Origin of the sequence: Cognatishimia coralii (assembly GCF_037478305.1) — a bacterium.
Lineage (GTDB): Bacteria > Pseudomonadota > Alphaproteobacteria > Rhodobacterales > Rhodobacteraceae > Cognatishimia > Cognatishimia coralii.
This window is the reverse complement of sequence record NZ_JBBGAZ010000008.1, coordinates 26700-43162: the sequence shown is the minus strand read 5'-3', so window position 1 is coordinate 43162 and position 16463 is coordinate 26700. Positions and strand designations below refer to the sequence as shown.

Below are 16463 nucleotides of genomic sequence, written 5' to 3'. Positions count from 1 at the left end.
AGAATGAAAGATCTCAATATCATAACCGAGCAAACCATCGCTCTACCAGAGACGCCCTATCAGGCGCGCCACTATATAAATGGGGCCTATCTGGACAGCGCGGACGGTCAGGTTTCAGACCGGATGTCCCCGTCCCATGGCGTTTTGGTCAGCCAAGCGGCTTTGGGGTCTGTGATTGAAACCGAAGCTGCAATCGGTGCAGCGCGCGCGGCTTTTGATGATGGCCGGTGGAGCCGCCTATCGGGCAAAGACCGCGCCGCAGTGCTTAACAAAGTCGCCGATCTAATCGAAGCGCACGAAGAACGCCTCGCCCTGATCGAGACACTGGAAAGCGGCAAACCGATCTCCCAAGCGCGCGGCGAATGCGGTGGTGCTGCCGATCTTTGGCGCTATGCTGCCTCGCTCGCGCGCACAAGCCACGGCGAGAGCCACAACGCGCTTGGTGACGATATGCTGGGTGTGGTCATCAAAGAGCCCATCGGTGTGGTGTCGATCATCACGCCTTGGAATTTCCCATTCTGGATTCTCAGCCAAAAGCTACCCTTTGCCTTGGCTGCGGGCTGTACCTGTGTTGTGAAACCGTCCGAGATGACACCATCCACCACGGCCATGCTGGGTGAGTTTTTGACCGAGGCAGGTCTGCCCGAAGGCGTCTGCAACATCGTGCTGGGCTATGGAGATCCGGTCGGCAGCCTGATGAGTACACATGCGGATGTCGATATGGTGTCGTTCACTGGATCCACCGCCGTTGGCAAACGCATTAGCAAGGCCGCAAGCGACACTCTGAAGAAAGTCGCGCTGGAACTTGGTGGAAAGAACCCACAGGTAATTTTCCCAGACGCCAACCTCGAAAGTGCTGCGGATGCTGTCACCTTTGGCGTATATTTCAACGTGGGCCAGTGCTGCAATTCGTCAAGCCGCATCATCGTGCACGAAGACATCGCCGACGCTTTCGTCAACCGCGTGGTCGAGATGTCTCGTCACGTGGCGTTTGGCAACCCTTTAAACCCGGATACACAAGTTGGCGCGATTGTCACCGCCGAGCATCAAGCCAAGATCGACGCCTATGTCTCCGATGCCAAAGAGGCCGGTGCCGAAATCTGCATCGGCGGCGGATCGCTGCAAGTCGCTGAAATTGGGTCACAGTTTTACCAACCAACAGTCGTGCGCGGCGTCACGCCGGACATGGCGATCGTTCGCGAAGAGGTCTTTGGACCGGTCTTGGTGGTGCAAACGTTCAAAACGATGGACGAAGTGATTGCGCTAACAAACGACTCTGACTACGGTCTATCTGCAGGGGTCTGGAGCGAAAACGTTCATACATGTCTTGAGTTCTCTCGCCGCGCGCAAGCGGGCACGATTTGGACAAACACATGGATGGATGGATTTCCCGAGCTAGCTTTTGGTGGAGTAAAGCAATCGGGACAAGGGAGAGAAATTGGCCAGTACGGCTATGACGAATTCCTCGAGGTGAAATCTTTGGTGATGCGCGTTGGCGATACCAGAGCGCCTTGGGTGAAAATGCCCTGATAGGAACAGGGATCATGAAGAGAAAACGCAATAATCTAGGGAGGATATAATGCGTTATTTTGGAAAGAAATCTATGATGGCGGCGGCTCTGCTTGCGTCGACTTCCATGGCGTCCGCATCGGACGTGGAAGTTCTGCACTGGTGGACTTCGGGCGGTGAAGCGGCAGCGCTGAACGTTCTGAAAGAAGACCTCGCCGGTCAATCCATCGGCTGGAACGACATGCCAGTTGCTGGTGGTGGTGGCGAAAGCGCCATGACTGTTCTACGGGCACGCGTCACCGCGGGTGACCCACCAACCGCGGTTCAGATGCTGGGCTTTGACATCCTCGACTGGGCCGAAGAAGGCGCGCTCGCGGATCTGAACGACGTCGCTGCAGCTGAAGGCTGGGACGCGGTTGTACCTGCGGCTCTGCAAGCTTTCGCAAAGCATGACGGCAAGTGGATCTCTGCACCTGTGAACGTGCACTCCACCAACTGGGTCTGGGCGAACAAAGCCGTTCTGGACGAGCTGGGCATTGCGCAGCCAACCACTTGGGCTGAATTCGAGGCGGCGATGGCAACTGTGAAAGCCGCGGGCAAAACCCCACTGGCGCACGGCGGTCAGGCTTGGCAGGAAGCCACCATGTTTGATGGTGTTGCACTGTCTGTTGGCGGTGTCGAGTTCTACAAGAAAGCCTTCATCGATCTGGATCCAGAAGCACTTGGCTCTGACATGATGGTTGAGACCTTCAACCGCATGGCGACCCTGCGCGCGAATGTGGACGACAACTTCTCTGGTCGCGACTGGAACCTCGCATCCGCGATGGTCATCAACGGCGACGCCGCCTTCCAGATCATGGGTGACTGGGCGAAGGGTGAATTCCTGAACGCAGGCAAAACCCCTGGTGAGGACTTCCTCTGCTTCCGCGTCCCTGGTTCTGCAGGTGCGGTAAGCTTTAACTCTGACCAATTCGCTATGTTTGCTGTGGCCAGCGACGATGCTCAAGCGTCCCAAGGCGCGATGGCGGCATCCATCATGTCCCCAGTGTTCCAGTCCGCGTTCAACGTGGTCAAAGGCTCTGTCCCAGCACGGACCGACGTGCCTGACGCAGACTTCGACGCTTGCGGCAAGCAAGGCATGGCAGAACTGGCAGCCGCAGCCGCGTCTGACACTCTGGTCGGCTCTATGGCGCACGGTCACGCAAACCGCGCAGCTGTGAAGAACGCGATGTACGACGTGATCACCGCGCACTTCAACGGTGAGTATGACGCACAAACCGCAGCCGAAGAAATGGTGACTGCGGTCGAGCTGGCGCAATAAGCCACGTTTGAAAGACCACTCTGGGGCGGCACGCCTCGCCCCAGAGCCACTACTTCAATCTCTGAAAATTTGGGAGGAAACGATGGCCCGCGCTGGCGATGTCGATTTCAAAACCAAGCTCCAGCATTGGATTCCGAAGGTCGTGCTCAGCCCGTCCTTGGCACTCGTGCTCCTCTTTGTTTACGGGTTCATCCTGTTCACGGTTTACCTGTCCTTCACCGACAGCCGCATTCTGCCGAGCTATGGGTGGGTTGGCTTGGAAAACTATTCCAAACTCTGGCGGCTGAGCCACTGGGAGACGTCGCTGAAGAACCTTGGCGTCTACGCGGTGCTTTATATTTCGATTTCGACGGTTGTGGGCCTGACACTGGCCATCTTCCTTGACCAAAAGATCCGCGGCGAAGGCATCCTGCGTCCGATCTACCTCTACCCAATGGCGCTAAGTTTCATCGTAACCGGCACCGCGTGGAAGTGGTTTCTGGATCCCGGTATCGGCCTTGAGCACACCATGCACCTCTGGGGCTGGGAGAGCTTTGAGTTCAACTGGATCAAAGACCGGGACTTCGCGATCTATACCGTTGTTATTGCAGCGGTTTGGCAGTCCAGCGGATTTGTCATGGCGATGTTCCTCGCAGGGCTGCGCGGCATCGACAGCGAGATCATGAAAGCTGCGCAAATCGATGGCGCGAGCAACTGGAACCTCTATCGCCGGATCGTGATCCCTCTGCTGCGACCTGCGTTTCTGTCGGCCTTCGTGATCCTCTCGCACCTCGCGATCAAGAGCTATGACCTTGTAATCGCCCTGACCGGAGGCGGCCCGGGCCGCGCGACGGAATTGCCCGCGACCTTCATGTATTCCTACACGTTTACCCGCAACCAAATGGGCATCGGGGCATCCTCGGCGGTGATCATGCTGATGACCATTGCGGCGATCATGATCCCTTACCTCTACGCTGAACTGAAGGAGGACAAGTGATGTCGGCTGCACAATCTCAATCCGTGCGCACCGGGCGTATTACACGGACGTTCATCTATGTCTTCCTGCTGGTGGCCTCGCTGTTCTACCTCTTGCCGTTCTTCATCATGCTGGTGAACTCGGTGAAACCGCTGAGCGAGATCACAGGCGGCAATATGATGGCGCTGCCCCAGGTCTTTACGCTGGAGCCCTGGGCCGCAGCCTGGTCTTCGGCACAGGTGGGTGTCGAGCCAACAGGTCTGCGTCCCTACTTCTGGAACTCGATTAAGATGGTGGTTCCGGCGGTGTTTATCTCGACCGTGTTGGGGGCGCTGAACGGCTATATCCTGACCAAATGGCGGTTCCGCGGGGATACGATCCTTTTCGGTCTGATGCTGTTTTCCTGCTTCATCCCGTTTCAGATCGTTCTGATCCCAATGGCGCGGATCCTGGGTATTCTTGGGCTGTCCGGCTCGACCTATGGTCTGATCCTTGTGCACGTAGTTTACGGCATCGGCTTCTCGACGCTTTACTTCCGCAACTACTACGCAGCCTTCCCGACCGAGCTGGTCCGCGCAGCGCAAATCGACGGTGCCGGGTTCTTTCAGATCTTCCGCCGCATCATGCTGCCGTCATCTGGCCCAATCATCGTGGTCTGTGTGATCTGGCAGTTCACCAACATCTGGAACGACTTCCTCTTTGGCGCGTCCTTCGCCTCGGGGTCCGGGGCACCGATGACGGTCGCTTTGAACAACCTCGTGCAGTCCTCAACGGGCGTCAAAGAATACAACGTTCACTTCGCAGGCGCGATCCTCGCCGCCTTGCCGACACTTCTTGTCTACATCGTGGCCGGACGCTTCTTTGTCCGCGGCCTGATGGCTGGCTCTGTAAAAGGATAAGACTATGGGCTTTCTCGACATCAACAACGTAACCAAATCCTATGGCGCGGTCGAAGTCCTGCATAAGGTCGACATCGCCGTCGAAGAGGGCGAGTTCCTTGTGCTCGTCGGCCCCTCGGGCTGTGGCAAATCCACACTGTTGAACATGATCGCAGGGCTTGAGGACATCACCTCGGGCGAGATCGGGATCAACGGACGTGTTGTGAACGGCGTCCACCCGTCAAACCGTAATATCGCGATGGTGTTTCAAAGCTATGCGCTCTACCCGAATATGACCGTCGGGCAAAACATCACCTTTGGTCTGGAAATGCACGGGGTGCCAAAGCCGGAGCGCGACAAAGCCATGAATGACGTGGCAAAGCTCTTGCAGATCGAACAGCTCTTGGATCGCAAACCGGGCCAACTGTCTGGCGGCCAACGTCAACGTGTGGCGATGGGCCGGGCGCTTGTGCGCGATCCGGATGTGTTCCTTTTTGACGAGCCGCTCTCTAACCTCGACGCCAAACTGCGCGTCGACATGCGGACCGAGATCAAAAAGCTGCATGAAAAGCTAAAGACCACAATCGTTTACGTGACCCACGACCAGATCGAGGCGATGACGCTCTCGACCCGTATCGCCGTCATGTACGAAGGCTATGTGCAGCAGCTTGGCACCCCGAAAGAGATCTATGACACGCCCGCGAACTTGTTCGTGGCGACCTTCATGGGCTCGCCTGCGATGAACATTATGAACGCCAAGGTCGTCATGAAGGACGGCCGCCCCCATGCGTCGCTTGTGACGTCTGAAGGGGGCGAAGCGCTTCTGCCGTTCTCTCAGGACAATATGTCTGAATGGGATGGCAAAGAGATCCTCCTGGGGATCCGCCCCGAAGCGATCACAGATCCTGATGGGGCGGATCGTAAATCCAGCAATGTGGTGGCCTTGGAAAACCGCATAATCGTGACGGAACCCGCGGGCTCTGACACCTTTGTCACCACCAATCTGGGCGGCAAAGACGTGATCTCGCGTCTGCGCGCGGATGTGCCTGTGTCGGCAGGTGAGATGTTCGGCTTTGCGGTCAACATGGAGAAGGCCGTCGCCTTTGATCCCGCCACCGAGAAGCGCATCGAAGGGTGAGCGACGCTGACGTCATAATCATCGGCTCGGGCATTGGCGGCGCCACGATGGCGGCGGCTTTGGCCGAGACCGGCAAGCGCATTCTTGTGCTCGAGAAAGGCGATCACCTGCGCCCTTCTATGCACGACCGGGATGCGCAGTCGATCTTTGCCAAAGGGCATTATCGACCCGATGAGACGTGGCTGGACGGCAAGGGGAACGCGTTCAATCCGGGCAATTACTACTACGTCGGCGGGAACTCTAAGTTCTTTGGCGCAGTGTTCCTGCGCTATCGCCGCGAGGATTTTTCTCCGATTGCGCATATGGGTGGAACCACGCCCGGCTGGCCTTTTTCTTATGACACATTGGAACCATTCTATGGTCGCGCCGAGACGCTCTATCAGGTCTGCGGCCAGATCGGCGAAGACCCGACAGAGCCCGATCACGCAACCCCCTACCCCCATCCTCCTGTGGCCGATGAACCGGGTATTGCAGAGTTCCGCAGACGCACGAGCGCTATTGGCATGTCGCCCTCGTCATTGCCCTTGGGGGTGGATATCGAGACCTGGCTCGCGCGCGGCAAAACGCCTTGGGATGCCTACCCTGATACAACCGGCGGCAAAATGGACGCCGAACGCGCAGCCCTGTCGCAAGCGCTGGAACATGAGAACGTGCGGCTGCAAACCAACGCAGACGTCGCGCGTTTGGACTATGACGGCACACGCATTTCATCCGTCACTCTGGCCACTGGGGAAACGTTGAGCGCGCCCTTGATCGTTCTCGCAGCCGGAGCCGTGCAATCCGCCGCGCTCTTATTGCGGTCGGCCAACGACAACGCCCCGCTTGGGCTCGCGAACACGTCTGATCAGGTCGGGCGGAATTTTATGAACCACAATTGTTCAGCCGTTCTGGCGCTGCATCCGTTTCGGCGCAACGAGGCCATCTATCAAAAGACCCTGATGCTGAATGACTATTACCTGACAGGCGGCCCCAACGGAGAACCTTTGGGCAATATCCAACTGTTGGGTAAAATTTCAGGCGAGATCCTGCGGGCCAACTCCCCACTGCCCGCACCGCTGGCGCGCTGGATTGCGGACAGGTCGGTCGATCTTTACGCCATGTCCGAGGACCTGCCGAACCCCGACAGCCGCGTGACGCTGACGGAGGGGCAGATCAAGCTGGATTGGAAACGCTCGAACTGGGAGGCGCATGAAGCCTTGGTCGAAAAGCTCAAGCAGCAACTGCGCAAGGCTGGCTATCCGATAGTACTTGCGCGGCCCTTTGATCGGCGCACCCCCTCGCATCAATGTGGCACAGCTCGAATGGGCAATGATCCAGCCCAAAGCGTCGTCAACACGTTCTGCCAAAGCCATGACATCGAAAACCTCTTCATCACGGATGCTTCGGTCTTGCCGACCTCTGCCGCCGTGAACCCCGCGCTGACTATTGCTGCCCTCAGCCTGCGCGCGGCCGACCATATCAAACAAACCCGCTTTGCTGCCTAGCAAAGCCCGAAGGACCCGAAAAATGACCAAAGGCTATGATTTCATTATCATCGGAGGCGGAGCAGCGGGCTCTGTTCTGGCCGGGCGCTTGTCTGAAAACCCCGATGCGCAGGTGTTGTTGCTGGAGGCCGGCGGCAGCGACCGCAATCCTTTGTACCACCTGCCCGCAGGCTTCGCCAAAATGACCAAAGGCATTGGGTCTTGGGGCTGGGATACGGTGCCGCAAAAGCATATGCAAAACAAAGTCTTCCGCTATACGCAGGCCAAAGTGATCGGCGGAGGTTCGGCGATCAACGCGCAGATCTACACGCGAGGCAATGCGCAGGACTACGACGACTGGCGGCAAATGGGCTGCGAGGGGTGGGGCTATGAAGACGTGCTGCCCTATTTCCGCAAGGCCGAGGACAACGACACCTATAACAACAAATATCACGGCCAAGGCGGTCCTTTGGGAGTCAGCCAACCGTCGGCACCGCTGCCGATCTGTGACGCTTATTTCGACGCGGCGGCCGAAGTCGGCATCCCGCGCAATATGGACATCAACGGAGAGTCCCAGGATGGCGTTTGCTATTATCAACTGACCCAGCGCAACACGCGTCGGTCTTCGGCGGCGATGGCCTATGTGACACCAAACCGCCATCGTAAGAACCTGACCGTGCGTTTGGGGGCACAAGTCAAACGCCTGATCGTCGAAAAAGGCCGCGTGACCGGCGTTGAGATGGTCGACGGTGAACAGATCCACGCGACCACAGAAGTCTTGATGTCCGGTGGTGCTATCGGATCGCCTCGGCTCTTGCAGCTCTCTGGCATCGGTCCGGCCGATTATTTGCAATCGCTTGGGATAGACGTGGTCTATGACAAGCCGCAGATTGGCGAGAACCTTCAGGATCATCTCGACCTTTACTGCATCAGCGAGCTCAAAGGTCCCTTCAGCTATGACCGCTATGCCAAGCCGCTTTGGGCAGCATGGGCAGGCCTGCAGTATATCATTGCACGCAAGGGTCCCGTCGCGTCATCTCTCTTTGAAACCGGAGGGTTCTGGTACGCAGATCCTGACGCCCGTTCCCCCGACATCCAGTTCCACCTTGGGCTCGGCACCGGCATCGAACACGGCGTCGCGGCCATGCCGCAGGGTGGCGTGACCCTGAACTCCTGCTATCTGCGTCCACGGTCTCGTGGCACGGTGCGCCTGCAAAGCGCTGATCCCGCCAAGGCACCCCTGATCGACCCAAACTACCTGCAAGATCCCATGGACCGCGAGATGTCGATCCGGGGTTTGAAACTCACCCAAGAGATCCTGTCTCAGTCGCCGCTCAAAGACTACATCCTGGCCGAACGCCTGCCCGGGCCGGATGTGAAAACAGACGACGACTATTTCAACTTCATCTCCGAGCACTCCAAGACCTCGCACCATTGCGCGGGCACCTGCCGCATGGGCATTGATGACGCGGCGGTCGTGGATCCATCCCTGAAATTCAACGGCCTGGACGGCCTGCGCATCGTCGACAATTCCATCATGCCGACGGTGATTTCCTCAAACACAAACGCTGCTGCGATCATGATTGGCGAGAAAGCCTCCGATATGATCAAAGCCGACCACGGCATGGAGGCCGCATGATACGCCATATTGTTCTCGTCAAATTCCAACCGGACGTCACAGAAGAGCAGATCAGCGCTATCTTTTCTGAACTGCATGACATCAAAGCCAAACTGCCCGGTGTGCTGTCGATCACCGCAGGCCGCAGCGAAAGCCCCGAGCAGATCGAACGCGGCTATATGCATGGTTTCGTTGTAGATTTCACCGATTGGGACACATTGCAGGCCTATCAGGATCACCCGGATCACAAGGTTCTGGGCGGCAAGCTGGTGGCCAACGCCATCGGCGGGATCGACGGAATATTGGTATTTGACCTTCCCATAGACCAAGCAGCCGAGTAACACCGCCCAAACCACGCCCTAACGCAAGAGAGGCCGCAGAGACCCATGACCCGGAAGCCGACAATCATAGATGTCGCCAAGAAAGCCGGAGTGTCTAAGTCCACGGTCAGCCTCGTGTTGCGCAACAGCCCGACCATTCGCGATGAAACCCGCGAGCTCGTGCGCTCTGCGATGCGGGATTTGGGATATGTCTATAACCGCTCGGCCGCAAATATGCGCAGCTCGAACGCGGGGCTGATTGGCCTCGTGATCAACGATCTGCGCAACCCGTTCTTTACCGAGTTCGCCACCTCTCTGCAGATGGCGCTGGCTGAGAAAAGCTATGCCACGGTACTGGCGAACACAGATGAGGACGCAGAGCTTCAGGCGCAGGTCGTCAGTTCAATGATTGAACACGGGGTCTCGGCCCTGATCATCTGCCCGGCCTATGGCAGCACGCAGGACACTTTTGACTCAATTGCCCGCGCGGGCATTCCTGTGATGCAAATGCTGCGTCGAGTGGACAGCCGTACCGACCTCTTTCCCTTCACCGCACCGGATTATGTGACCGGCAGCCGTCTGGCGACAGAGCATTTGGTTGCACAAGGCGCTCAGAACATCGCGTTTGTGGGTGGGCTTGAGGGACGTTCCGTGACCGAAGAACGCATGTCCGGATATCTGAGCGTCATGAATGCCTCGGGCAAAGAGCCAATTATCCTGAACGGCGAGTCCTCTCGGAAATTCGGCCGTGATGTGGCGCATAGGTTGGCGCAGGATCACCCTGATGTGGACGGCGTGGTCTGTTTTAACGATCTTGTCGCCTTGGGCCTGTCCAGCGGCTGCAACGAGATCGGGCGATGCGTGGGCAAGGACGTGATCATCGTGGGCTTTGATAACATCGAGGACGCGGCAGAGACGTATCCTTCGCTGTCATCCGTCGGCTATGACATCGCCTCGATTGGCGCGCAAACGGCGGAAACCGTGCTGAGCTGGCTGGAAAGCGGGCAAGTCCCCGAAGCCGAAACGCGCAAACCTGTTGAATTGTTTGTGCGGCAATCCAGCGGCGGATCGCGCTAGTTAGCCTGCATAATGTGCGTGGGCTTTTGCGGCCTCTTTCGGAAGTCGCGCACCGAAATGGCCGATGACATCTCCGGCCAAGGCTTGTCCTTTGCGCACCGAGGCCTCGACGCTGAGCCCTTTGATCCGACCCGCCAGATATCCAGCGTTGAAGGCATCCCCTGCGCCAGAGGTGTCTTTCACCTCAGTCACAGGACCTGTGTCGAAAGTCAGCCGCTTTCTGGCACTGAGAACGTGAACATCGCCCTCGCCGTTCTTAACGATAACCTCCGAAACGCCCAGCCCTTCGTATCGCGCAAGGGTGTTGGTTGGGGTCGCGTCGCCCCAACAGAGGGTTTCATCATCAAAACTCGGCAAGGCGATGTCTGCCTCAGATAGGAACCCCGGCAAAGTGGCGCGCACCTCATCCAGAGAGTCCCACAGTTTTGGACGCACGTTCGGGTCAAAGGACACCAAGGCGCCATTTGCCCGCGCGGCTTTGAGGGCCACCAGCAGGTTTTCGCGCGCGGACGGTGCAAGGATCGCGACCGTAATTCCCGACAAATGGATCAGACCCGCATCTGCAATCTGAAGCGTCAGCGCATCAACATCCTCGGCCAACATCCGCGCCGCAGATTGCGCGCGCCAATACTGAAAACTCCGTTCTGCGCCGTCCAATTCGATCAGGTAGAGCCCCATCGTCCGATCTGCGTCTCGTGCAATGCCCGTGGTTTTCAGCCCATCGGCCTCAAGCTCTGCGCAAAAGGCATCAGACACCGCATCCTGACCCACTGTGGTCACATAGCCCACAGAAGCGCCCTGCCCCAAGATTTGCGCCATATGCCAAGCGGTGTTGAACGTGTCCCCCGCGAAGCCGCGTTTGTAGAGGCCGTCCCCGACGGGGGCCAGTTCGACCATCGCTTCGCCGATCGCGAGGACGCGTTTGTTCGCGGAAAACTGCATGTCAGGCGCTCTTACCTGTGTCGTGTATTTCAGAGGTCAGCCAAGCAGGCCAGTCCCGTTCGAAAAAGGATTTGTCTGATGGATCATGCGCGCGGTTTTCGCGCGTCCGCAAGGTCATTTCAGTCCCATTTAGGCGCACAAGGATCTGCGAGCCCTTGTCCGCGTCGCGCTCGGGTCTGAACCGATACTCTGTCAACGGACCATCCGGGCCTTGCGGCAGAGCCCCGCCCTCTGGGTCACAAATCGCCCGCGCCCCGCGACTGCCGCCGCCGCCTGACACGTAGTGATCCAAGGCCGTCAGCACCGCCTCAGACGCCACCGCCATTTGTTGCCACTGGAGCGCACGCGCCGCCTCGCTGTCGCGCGACAGGGTGATGCCCTGCCTGCGAATAGAGGCGTTCAGGTCTGCCGCTTCGCCACATGCCGCTGCCACGCGGTCTTGCGTACATAGGATCCCTGCGTCCTCGCTCATGCGCGTTTGAACCGCAGAGCGGATGTCTTTCACCGCCATGCCGTCCTCAGCCCGCAGAACCTGCACAATGTCTTCAACGGCCTTCGTCCCGAGCGTTGCAATCTCATCGCGTGGCGCTTGCTGTCCGCAGGCCGCAATCTGCTCTGCAACCCGCGTCCCGAAAACTTGGCCTGCGTTCAGCGCAGATCCGCCGGGGCGAGTCACACCATGGGTGCCTGCTGCTTCGCCAATGGCATAGATTCCGCCGATGTTGGTGCGCCCCCAAATGTCGACCGCGATCCCGCCGTTCATATGCTGGTTGTTTACGGCGAATTCCAACGGTTCCTGCGTGATGTCGACCTTGTAGCGACGATAAAGTTCAATCGCTAAGGGGTTCATATGCTTGAGTCGGTCAATCGGCAGGTCCTGGTCTGCGCCAGCCTTGCTGAGATATGTCGCAACATCGGAGTCCAGTCGATCAAGGCTAAACGGCAGATCCCCTGGAACAGGCAAAATGTTGCGGTTGAAGTCCATATAGACTTTGCGCCCCTTCTCACCTTCGCGATAGATCGCCAGATCAACGAGGCTTGAGCCAAAGTCGAGCATCCGGCTTGCGTGAAACGGCCACTGATAGCCCTTGCGGAACACGTTGGACGCCATTTCCTGCGTAGTACGGTAATAGTCCGCAAGGAAATGATGCTCGGTGCCGGTATCATCCACCGAATAGAAATGCGGAATGACTTGCACATAGGTGCCCGAGAGGTTCCAAGGAAATCCCTCGCGGCGGGTGCCGATCCCAAACTGGCTTTCGGTCAGGTTGACCAGCTCCAGCCCGGCCTCCAACGCCAGTCCAAGAGAGCCGTAACAGCCGTTGGGAAACACGCTGTCGCGATACAGTTCACCCGGACCGCCCGCTGCCAGCACCAAACGCGCGCAGCGGAACAAGACAAGACCGTATGGATTTTTCTCACTGCGGTCTTTGGCACGGATCGCCAGAACGCCTACGACGCCGCCTTCTGAGGTCAGAATTTTCACCGCAGTTGTCTGGTTAAAGAACGGCACGCCAAGCCTAAGTGCCTCTTGCGCCAGCACTTTCACCATCAACCGCGACGTTCGAGGGCCGCAGCTTGTAGCCCGCCCGACCTCATCATGGTCCGTCTGATACCGCAACGTGCCGCCCAGTTGATCCTGCGGCAGAGGTAGACCCAGAAACTGCAAAGACGCCATCGCGCGCCCAGACCCAACGGCCTCGATATAGGCCGTGTCTTCATCCATTGCCCCACCGGCGCGGATGGACTCGGCCATATCAACGAAATTGTCCCCCTGATCAGCGGTGTTCGCTGTGTGCAGCGTCTGTTTGTCAGACCCTGAACAGGCAGAGGTTCCGCCCCAGGCGCTTTGGCTGATGATCGTCACGTCGATGTCGCGACGCCGAAGCTCGACCGCCGCGCGCAACCCTGCCGCCCCGCTGCCGACCACAAGGCTGTCTGTGGTGTGAACCGGCACCTCGAAAGCACCTAGTTTGATCACCTTTTCAAACGCCGGCTCCGCGCCAAGCTTTGGCATTTCGACATCGGTCAACGCGTCCAGAATATGCTGTGGAACAGGGTGTGTCATCTATGCGATATCCACCCAGCTTTGCGTATCTGATGAGGTCATACAGGCATCCACGATCTGGCAAATGTGGTGCCCGTTTTCAAAGGTCGGCCAGGCCGGAGTGTTGGTGACAATAGACTTAACAACCTCGGCGGCTTCGATAATTTTGCTCTCGTTATAGCCCAGCGCGAAATTTGGCAGCGGCAGGAAAGCACGGAAGGTTTCGTTTTCCGGCCCAACGTCGATCTCGCGATAGCCGCGACGCCCGATCTTATCATCGTTGGAGTAAAACCGTAGGCGGTTCACCTCGTCGTAGGTGTAGGCAAGGCTGCCTTTGGTGCCATAGATCTCATAAGTCTGCATGAATTTGCGCCCCGTCGCGACACGACTGAAATCCACCAAACCGCGCGCGCCATTGGCAAATTGCACCATCAGGTTCGTACCGTCTGGATTGGTGATATCGGCCCAGTCCTCGTCGCCCGTAAGCTCAGCGGTTTCCCCATAGGCGAGACCATCCACGACAGGGCGCTTTGGCGTCACGATAAAGTTGTCGGCAACCAGTTTGGCGACGGGGCCAACCAGAAACTCCATAAAGCTAAAGACATGGCTTCCGGTGTCGCCGATGATCCCTGTTGGCGCCAATTCTCCGTTGGCGCGCCACATATAGGGTGTCAGCGGGTCGCCATACATGTCGATGTGCTGGCAGGCTTTGAACAACTTGATCTCTCCGATCTCCCCCGCGTCGATGATCTCTTTGGCAAGGTCGTGCACAGGATTGCGCGGGAAGGCATGACCCACGCGGGTGATCACACCCTTTTCCTTCGCGATATCGGCCAACTCGCGCGCCTCGGCTGCCGTATCCGCCAATGGCTTTTCGCAATAGACATGCTTGCCGGCCAAAAGCGCAGCCTTTGCGACCTCATAGTGAAGGCTATCAGGAAGGCAGATATCGATCAGATCAATCTCGGGATCGGCAATGGCCTCTTTCCAGTCCTGCACGATCCGCGCTTCAGGAGCGCGCTGCGCTAGATCGGCAGCGGCATCGGGGTTGGCTTCAACCAGAATCTTGACCTCGGCCGTGCCATTTTCGCTCCCCAGAAAATGTGGGAAAGTCTGGTAGGCCATCGTATGGACTTTGCCCATCCAGCCAGAGGCCCCCAAGACAGCAGCTCTCACCTTTTGCACGGCCGATCCCCCCTAAATTTGACGCGGTACAACTTTTTACTGGAACGTTCCAGTGATCGTCATAAATGGAACGTTCCAAGTGGTCAAGCAGACCGTTGCCTAGGGGCGTGATTCATTGGCTATTCAATGGAATAGAGCTCGAGCGGGATGCCATCAGGATCTTTGAAGAAGGTAAAAGCCTTGCCCGTGTAAGGATCGATGCGAATCTCTTCGACCTCGACCTCCATGCTTTCAAGACGGGCTTTTTCTTTTGCGACATCCCTTACTTTGAAAGCCAGATGCCTTAAGCCTATCGGTTCGACACCCGCAAGGCGGTTCTCTCGTTCGGGAAAGGTGAACAGCTCGAGCTGTGTCCCATCAGGCAGCGCAAGATCAAGTTTCCACGAATTGCGATCCGCGCGGTAGTTTTCATCGACGACGGTACATCCGACGACATTCAGATAGAAGGCTTTGGACAGTTCATAGTCCGAAACGATCAATGCGATGTGGTGAATGCCTTCGATCATCTCTTGGCCCTCCATTGGCCTCTGACTCAACGAACCACGTTAGGCGGCGGCTGTCTACAATCAGGGTACACAACGGTCAGCACGAAACGGTTTAGCCCCCACCTGCCCCTCCCGAAAACTCTTGATAGACCGCACGACTGTCATGCGCTAACAGTCAAGGCAAATCACGTCAGCAGAGCTGGTCGCGGCGCGCATGTGCCCGATGATCTAGGCCAGTTTCCCTGCCATCAACGGAGCACGTCCAGATGCCAAGCAACGCAACCCTTCTGTTTGAGCCGGAACATCAATCCTGGTTGCGGACGCAAGCTCTTGAGCAATATGCTTTCTTTAAAAAGGGCCTCATGCCGGACGGGCGATTTGCAGTTCTGGATTACGACGGAACCCCTCTTACCTCAGACCTGCAAGAGCTACATACGACGACCCGGATGGTGCATTCTTACGCGCTCGGGCGTCCACTTGGGGCAGGCGGGGCTGCCGAGGTTATTGATCGCGGCATGTCCTATCTTTGGACCCATCATCGCGACACAGACCATGGGGGCTATCTTTGGGGCATCACGTCAGACGGCATCGGTGACGACCGAAAGCTGGCCTATGGGCATGCATTCGTGCTTCTTGCGGCCTCTAGCGCCAAGATTGCGGGCCATCCGGATGCTGATCGCCTGCTTGACGACGTCTGGCAGGTTTTGGTGGAGCGCTATTGGGAAGAGGATCACGGCCTCTTCGCGGATGAATTCAACCGCGACTGGAGTCCGATGTCGACCTACCGTGGCATGAACGCCAACATGCATTCCGTCGAGGCGCTTTTGACCGCTTATGAAGCGACCCGAGAGCGCGATTTCTTGGATCGCGCAGGCAGAATTCTGGATTTCTTCGTCTATCAGACCGCACCGCAACATGGCTGGCGACTGCCTGAACACTACACAGAGACATGGCAGGTCGACCCTGACTACGACGGCAACCCCATGTTCCGGCCTGGCGGCACCACTCCGGGGCACAGTTTTGAGCTATCACGCCTCATGCTGCAGTATTGGGATCTGCTGGGCCGTCCCGACGGAGATCATGTTGCAGTAGCGCGCCGCTTGCTAGACCAAGCGCTCAATGACGCGTGGCATGCCGAGCTGGGCGGCTTTGTTTATACGTTGAATTTCGACGGCTCTTGGCGACGTGCGGATCGATATTGGTGGCCTGTCACCGAGGCAATCGGAACGCTCGCGGGCTTCCAAAAACTGGCCCCATCGACCGAGGATGACGCATGGTATCGCAAGCTATGGGATCACGCCAAGGCGCATCTGATCGACCCTGAGAACGGTGGCTGGTTCCCAGAACTAGACGAAACCAACCAGCCGACAGGTCATCAATTTGAAGGCAAGCCGGATATCTACCATTCTGTTCAGGCTGCCGTTCTCCCGCTGAGCACGCGGTTATCTCGCATCGCTGAGGATCTGTCTTAGCGCTGCACTCTAAACACTTACGATTGGCCCCACCTGGCAGTCCCAGTTTAGTT

The 16463-nt window shown here is 57.7% G+C and carries 14 protein-coding genes; 10 read left to right on the top strand and 4 right to left on the bottom strand.

The window, feature by feature from the left end:
* The first annotated feature begins 3 nt into the window (after positions 1–3).
* From WG622_RS13860 to WG622_RS13820, 9 genes are all read left to right on the top strand, one after another.
* Positions 4–1530 carry an aldehyde dehydrogenase family protein gene (locus WG622_RS13860; RefSeq protein WP_339404158.1) on the top strand — a complete coding sequence of 509 codons (1527 nt, stop codon included), beginning with the start codon at positions 4–6 and terminating at the stop codon, positions 1528–1530.
* Positions 1531–1579: 49 nt separating this feature from the next.
* Positions 1580–2830 carry an ABC transporter substrate-binding protein gene (locus WG622_RS13855; protein ID WP_209357008.1) on the top strand — a complete coding sequence of 417 codons (1251 nt, stop codon included), beginning with the start codon at positions 1580–1582 and terminating at the stop codon, positions 2828–2830.
* An 82-nt stretch (positions 2831–2912) separates the two neighbouring features.
* Positions 2913–3806, top strand: a complete 894-nt coding sequence (locus WG622_RS13850) for a carbohydrate ABC transporter permease (protein WP_339404157.1) — start codon at positions 2913–2915, stop codon at positions 3804–3806.
* On the top strand, positions 3806–4684 hold the full coding sequence (locus WG622_RS13845) for a carbohydrate ABC transporter permease (protein WP_209357010.1): 879 nt from the start codon (positions 3806–3808) through the stop codon (positions 4682–4684). The genes WG622_RS13850 and WG622_RS13845 overlap by 1 nt, the downstream gene beginning before the upstream one ends.
* 4 nt (positions 4685–4688) lie before the next feature.
* Positions 4689–5801, top strand: coding sequence for an ABC transporter ATP-binding protein (locus WG622_RS13840; RefSeq protein ID WP_339404156.1), 1113 nt, complete (start codon positions 4689–4691; stop codon positions 5799–5801).
* Positions 5798–7285: an FAD-dependent oxidoreductase gene (locus WG622_RS13835; protein WP_339404155.1), complete on the top strand. Its 1488-nt coding sequence runs from the start codon at positions 5798–5800 to the stop codon at positions 7283–7285. Before WG622_RS13840 ends, WG622_RS13835 begins: the two co-directional genes overlap by 4 nt.
* Positions 7286–7307: 22 nt before the next feature.
* A complete protein-coding gene (locus WG622_RS13830) occupies positions 7308–8903 on the top strand; it encodes a GMC family oxidoreductase (RefSeq protein WP_339404154.1) in 1596 nt (531 codons plus the stop codon).
* Positions 8900–9223: a Dabb family protein gene (locus WG622_RS13825; protein WP_339404153.1), complete on the top strand. Its 324-nt coding sequence runs from the start codon at positions 8900–8902 to the stop codon at positions 9221–9223. The genes WG622_RS13830 and WG622_RS13825 overlap by 4 nt, the downstream gene beginning before the upstream one ends.
* A 45-nt stretch (positions 9224–9268) precedes the next feature.
* A complete protein-coding gene (locus WG622_RS13820) occupies positions 9269–10279 on the top strand; it encodes a LacI family DNA-binding transcriptional regulator (protein WP_339404152.1) in 1011 nt (336 codons plus the stop codon).
* Here the strand turns inward: WG622_RS13820 and WG622_RS13815 are convergent, their stop codons facing one another.
* The 4 genes from WG622_RS13815 to gloA2 form a co-directional block, all read right to left on the bottom strand.
* Positions 10280–11221 (bottom strand): sugar kinase, encoded by a 942-nt coding sequence (locus tag WG622_RS13815; protein ID WP_339404151.1) that lies wholly within the window; start codon positions 11219–11221, stop codon positions 10280–10282.
* A gap of 1 nt (position 11222) precedes the next feature.
* On the bottom strand, positions 11223–13289 hold the full coding sequence (locus tag WG622_RS13810) for an FAD-binding protein (protein WP_339404150.1): 2067 nt from the start codon (positions 13287–13289) through the stop codon (positions 11223–11225).
* A complete protein-coding gene (locus WG622_RS13805; protein ID WP_339404149.1) occupies positions 13290–14453 on the bottom strand; it encodes a Gfo/Idh/MocA family protein in 1164 nt (387 codons plus the stop codon). It abuts the gene before it with no gap.
* Between the two features lie 119 nt (positions 14454–14572).
* The gene (gene gloA2 / locus WG622_RS13800) at positions 14573–14959 is read right to left on the bottom strand and encodes an SMU1112c/YaeR family gloxylase I-like metalloprotein (protein ID WP_339404148.1); all 387 of its coding nucleotides are present in this window, start codon (positions 14957–14959) and stop codon (positions 14573–14575) included.
* Positions 14960–15204: 245 nt separating this feature from the next.
* Here gloA2 and WG622_RS13795 point away from each other — a divergent pair, with 245 nt between their 5' ends.
* On the top strand, positions 15205–16410 hold the full coding sequence (locus WG622_RS13795) for an AGE family epimerase/isomerase (protein WP_339404147.1): 1206 nt from the start codon (positions 15205–15207) through the stop codon (positions 16408–16410).
* Positions 16411–16463 lie beyond the last annotated feature (53 nt).